Here is a 4,575-nt window from a genome sequence, read left to right as displayed (position 1 = left end):
CGACGAGGCACGCGCTGCCGGTGAGGCGATGGCCGAGCGGACCGCCTGGCGGATCTGCCGGGACAACGGCTGGTGGAGTGCCTTCGGCAAGCGCAAGGGCCGCGGGAAGAATGCCAAAGCCGGGCCACCGGTCCACGATGACCTGGTGCGGCGGCACTTCACCGCGGACGGGCCGAACCGGTTGTGGCTCACGGACATCACCGAGCACGCGACCGGCGAGGGCAAGCTGTATCTGTGCGCGGTCAAGGATGTGTACTCCGGCCGCATCGTGGGCTATTCCATCGACGCCCGGATGAAGTCCCGCCTCGCGGTGGCCGCGCTGGAGTCCGCCGTCGCCCGCCGCGGCCCCGCTGCGGGATGCATCGTGCACTCCGACCGCGGATCGCAATTCCGGTCCCGCAAGGTCGCCGCCGTCCTCATCCGGCACGGCCTGGTCGGCTCCATGGGCCGGGTCGGGGCCGCCGGCGACAACGCTGCAATGGAGAGCTTCTTCGCACTGCTGCAGAAGAACGTCCTCGACCGCCGCGTCTGGGCCACCCGCCAGGAGTTGCGGATCGCGATCGTCACCTGGATCGAGCGGACCTACCACCGGCGCCGGCGGCAACGACGCCTGGGCCGATTGACCCCCGTCGAGTACGAGACCATCATGACTCCACCCGCAGCTCTGGCTGCATAAACTCCGCTGTCACCTGATCCTGCAGCAGTCCCCATCGCTGCCATCGTCGCAGGGCAGCCGGGATACGTCGTGAGGGAGACGCCACGATGAGGGCGAGGGTTGCAGCGGCTGCCGCGCTGGTGCTGGTTCTTTCCGGATGCGGCGCGGCAGGCAGCGCGTCAACGAGCAAGGAAAGTCGGTCGAAGATGAACCTGCAGGAGGCTGCCGACAGGGCTGACGCGATTCTGGACGAGGCGTTCGAGGCCATCAAGCCCCCGGTTCAGTGGACGCACCTGTACTCCATGCCGGGTGACTGCTACGTGGACCGTGACCGTTCCGTCATGACGGTCATCTCCGCCGAACGGCGCGGCAGCTTCCTCGGCGTCCTGGAACGCCACTGGAAGAGCAGGGGCTACCAGCTCGTCGCCACGAGTCCGAACGGCCTTGCAGCCAATTTCGAGACTCGGGACGGGTTCCAGCTGGAGGTTCTGATCGGGCCGAACGGCCAGGCCCATCTGAGCGTCACCACCCCGTGCGTAGAGAAGTCCGAGGTCGCTCAGCCGACGAGCAAGCCGAACGGCCCCGACTACTCGAGGCAGACGCTGCCGGAGCCGAACGTGCGGTCCGCGTTCTGGTCGAGTACGACGCCCCTGCCCAGCTGACGCAAGACGACGTCCGCAGGTCGGAACTGCCGGGAAACGCCCGCCCTCCTTTCGTGGACGGCGCCCGGGGCGTGTCGTCAGCCCGCCAGCGCCTTCAGACGTCCCACCGCCTCCTCCAGCACCCCCGTCCGCTTGCAGAACGCGAAGCGGACGAACGGGGCGCCCGCGTCGCGGTGGTCGTAGAAGACCGCGTTCGGGATGGCGACGACGCCCGCGCGCTCCGGCAGCGAACGGCAGAAGGCGAAACCGTCGCTCTCGCCGAGCGGGCGGATGTCGGTGGTGATGAAGTACGTGCCGGCCGTCCTGAACACCCCGAAGCCCGCGTCCGCCAGCCCCGCCGCCAGCAGGTCCCGCTTGGCCCGCATGTCTTCGCGGAAGCCGTCGAAGTACGCGTCCGGCAGGCGCAGAGCCTCGGCGACCGCGTACTGGAAGGGCCCGGAGGCGACATACGTCAGGAACTGCTTCGCCGACCGTACGGCCGTCACCAGGCCCGGTGCCCCCGTCACCCAGCCGACCTTCCAGCCGGTGAAGGAGAACGTCTTGCCGGCCGAGCCGATCGTGATCGTGCGCTCCCGCATCCCGGGCAGCGTCGCCGCCGGCACGTGTGCGGCCTCGTCGAAGACCAGGTGCTCGTACACCTCGTCCGTGACGACGAGCAGGTCCCGTTCCACGGCGAGCTCGGCGATCGCGGTCAGCTCCTCGCGGGTGAGGACCGTGCCGGTCGGGTTGTGCGGGGTGTTGATCAGCAGCAGCCGCGTGCGATCAGTCACCGCGCCGCGCAGCTCGTCCAGGTCGAGGAGGAAGCGCCCCTGCCCGGCGTCGGGGCGCAGCGTCACCGGCACGCGCGTGGCGCCGGCCATCGCGATGCAGGCCGCGTAGGAGTCGTAGTACGGCTCAAGGGCGATCACCTCGTCGCCGGGCTCGAGCAGGGCGAGCAGGGAGGCGGCGATGGCCTCCGTGGCGCCCGCCGTGACCAGGACCTCCGTGTCCGGGTCGAAGGAGAGGCCGTACCGGCGGCGCTGGTGGTCGGCGATCGCCGTGCGCAGCTCGGGCACGCCCGGGCCCGGCGGGTACTGGTTGCCGTGTCCGTCCCGCAGAGCCCGCACGGCCGCTTCCCGGACCTCCTCGGGGCCGTCCGTGTCGGGGAAGCCCTGGCCCAGGTTGATCGAGCCGGTCGTCGTGGCGAGGGCGGACATCTCGGCGAAGATCGTCGTCCCGAACTCGGCGAGACGGCGGTTGAGGAAGGGGCGCGCGGGAGAGGTCATGGCCGTCATCCTGCTCCGAAGCTCTGGAGTTCCTCAACTTAGGTCCGGGGTGTGGGACCTGCGGCGATGGCTCGCGGACCCCCTCTGACCTGGGGGAGATCTGCCGTCAACTGTCGTCGTTGGTCGTCGCTGGCTGTTGTCGGACGGCCCAGGGACGGCCCGGCTGGAGGTCGGACAGCGGACTGAGTTTGGTGGAGGCGAGGAGCACGTGTCCTCCCCGCCCCCGGTGGGCCTGACGGGATTCGAACCCGTGACCTGCCCTTCGCGAAAGAGCTGCTCTATCCACTGAGCTACAAGCAACTCAAGTTGTAGACCATGGGGGCGAGTTGATGCAAATCGCGATGTTTCACGTGAAACGTGACACCTGCCCGCGCGGTCGGGGGAGAGAGTTTGAGGTCTGGTGATCTGCGGGGCGAGAGCATGAAAGGGGGCAATTACACTTGTGCCAAAGGAGAGGGCTAGTGCCCTCACCGTGCGAAGCAGGCACTCGGCCCCCTTTCTTGCTCTCGGAGGGGTCCCCGCAGGTCAGCAGACCTTAAAGTCTCGGAGCGACCGCCCCGGCCACGACGGGTTCTGACCTCATGCCGCCGGCCAATCCTTACGAGGGCGCGCGTCGGCGCAGCGCGGGCGGAGCGGGCCGAAGGCAGGAGCGGCGTCCGCGGCGGAGCCGGGAGCGCGCCCGGCGGAGCGGAGCGCAGCCGGGGCTTGATGAGGTAGAGAAATCCGTAACTCGGGCCTGCCCAGAGGGCGTTCAGGCGTCCGACTGTCACTTTTACTGACAGCGCCACGGATTGGCGTGGGTACCTTCGTAGTGTCGAAGGGAACCAATCATGGCTGAACTGACCACGGGGCAGCGCGTAGCGCGGGCAAGGCGTCGCCTCGGCTGGGATCAAGCGCAACTGGCGGCCGCTGTCGACCGCTCCGTTAGCTGGGTCTCCAAGACCGAAACGGGACGCCTGCCGCTCGACCGTATGAGCGTCCTCGGTCAGCTTGCCGAGGTGCTCGGCGTTGAGGTCATCGAGCTGACGGGCCAGCCCTACCGGCACGAGTCGGCGGAACTCGACTCCGGTCACGCAGCCATCCCCGGCCTTCGTCTCGCCCTCCAGCAGGCGACCATGCCGGGCGGAGCGGCGCTGATCACGGCGACGACCCTTCCCACCATCCCCGACCTCACGGCACGTGTAGAGGCTGCCGAGAGGCTGAGGCAGGATGCAAAGTTCACGGCCCTGGGTGACGTTCTTCCGCAGATCCTTCGTGACCTGGTCATCCTCTGTGATGCAGCCGAAGGAGAGGACGTGCCGCGGGCTGAGGGGCTCATGCTTCGCGCAAGCCACATGGCACGGGTGTCCTCCAACCTGCTAGGTCATCACGATCTCGGCTGGAGCGCGGTTCAGCGTGAGCTGGTCGCTGCCGAACGTGCCGAGTCGCCGATCCTCCAGGCTGCTGCCCGCTGGGACCTCTGCGGCGTCTGGCTGCATGAAGGCGAACTCGGCCCAGCCCGTGACATGGCACGCAAGGCTCTCGACGACCTTGAGCCCCATCTAGCGACGAATGACCGGACGGTTCGCGCGCTGTGGGGTGCGATGCACCTGCGCGCAGCGGTTGCATGGTCACGGCTGTGGGATCGATCGGAAGCTGAGTCGCACCTAACCGAGGCTCGCCGCGTCGCCGCCGGCGTATCCGACGACGGGAACGTCTTTCAGACCCAGTTCAACGCAGTGAATACAGAGATCCACTCCGTGGAGGTGAGTTTGGAGCTGGGGCACCCTCGTGACGTCCTCTCGCGTGCGGAGCTGGTCAACATCGCTCGCATCGCGTCGGGTGAGCGTCAGTCTCACTTCTGGGTCTGCACGGCGGTGGGACAGATGATGAACGGCAAGCCAGAGCTTGCGGCTGGTGCAATGAGTTGCGTGCATCGTGATTGCGCAGGTCACGGGTCTGGTGTGAGTGAAGGCTCGAGTACTCACGCTGGTCGGTAGCCGATGACCATGGT

The 4,575-nt window shown here is 67.9% G+C and carries 4 protein-coding genes and 1 tRNA gene; 3 read left to right on the top strand and 2 right to left on the bottom strand.

Features of this window, described 5'->3' with window-relative positions; all coding sequences use genetic code 11:
• Together ACH4ZA_RS39775 and ACH4ZA_RS39770 are read left to right on the top strand one after the other, a co-directional pair.
• Positions 1-676 (top strand): IS3 family transposase (locus ACH4ZA_RS39775; protein ID WP_398433880.1); only part of this gene is annotated, 676 nt, incomplete at its 5' end.
• A gap of 185 nt (positions 677-861) precedes the next feature.
• Entirely contained in the window at positions 862-1,317 is a 456-nt protein-coding gene (locus ACH4ZA_RS39770; RefSeq protein ID WP_190152707.1) for a hypothetical protein, read from the top strand.
• 77 nt (positions 1,318-1,394) lie between these two features.
• Here ACH4ZA_RS39770 and ACH4ZA_RS39765 read toward each other — a convergent pair whose 3' ends face one another.
• Complete coding sequence (locus ACH4ZA_RS39765; protein ID WP_398433879.1) at positions 1,395-2,591, bottom strand: pyridoxal phosphate-dependent aminotransferase; 1,197 nt, start codon at positions 2,589-2,591, stop codon at positions 1,395-1,397.
• A gap of 218 nt (positions 2,592-2,809) precedes the next feature.
• Positions 2,810-2,883, bottom strand: a tRNA-Ala gene (locus ACH4ZA_RS39760).
• Positions 2,884-3,412: 529 nt separating this feature from the next.
• On the opposite strand from ACH4ZA_RS39760, the gene ACH4ZA_RS39755 reads away from it, so the two are divergent.
• Entirely contained in the window at positions 3,413-4,561 is a 1,149-nt protein-coding gene (locus tag ACH4ZA_RS39755; protein ID WP_398433878.1) for a multiprotein-bridging factor 1 family protein, read from the top strand.
• Positions 4,562-4,575 lie beyond the last annotated feature (14 nt).

It is taken from the genome of Streptomyces sp. NPDC020597 (assembly GCF_044335095.1).
GTDB lineage: Bacteria > Actinomycetota > Actinomycetes > Streptomycetales > Streptomycetaceae > Streptomyces.
Note: the sequence above shows the minus strand (reverse complement) of the source record. Positions and strands in the feature narration are given on the sequence as shown.

Excerpts from the sequence above, each read along its gene's own strand:
- ACH4ZA_RS39770 (WP_190152707.1), top strand. The coding sequence starts at position 862 with ATGAACCTGCAGGAGGCTGCCGACAGGGCTGACGCGATTCTGGACGAG.
- ACH4ZA_RS39765 (WP_398433879.1), bottom strand. The coding sequence starts at position 2,591 with ATGACGGCCATGACCTCTCCCGCGCGCCCCTTCCTCAACCGCCGTCTC.
- ACH4ZA_RS39755 (WP_398433878.1), top strand. The coding sequence starts at position 3,413 with ATGGCTGAACTGACCACGGGGCAGCGCGTAGCGCGGGCAAGGCGTCGC.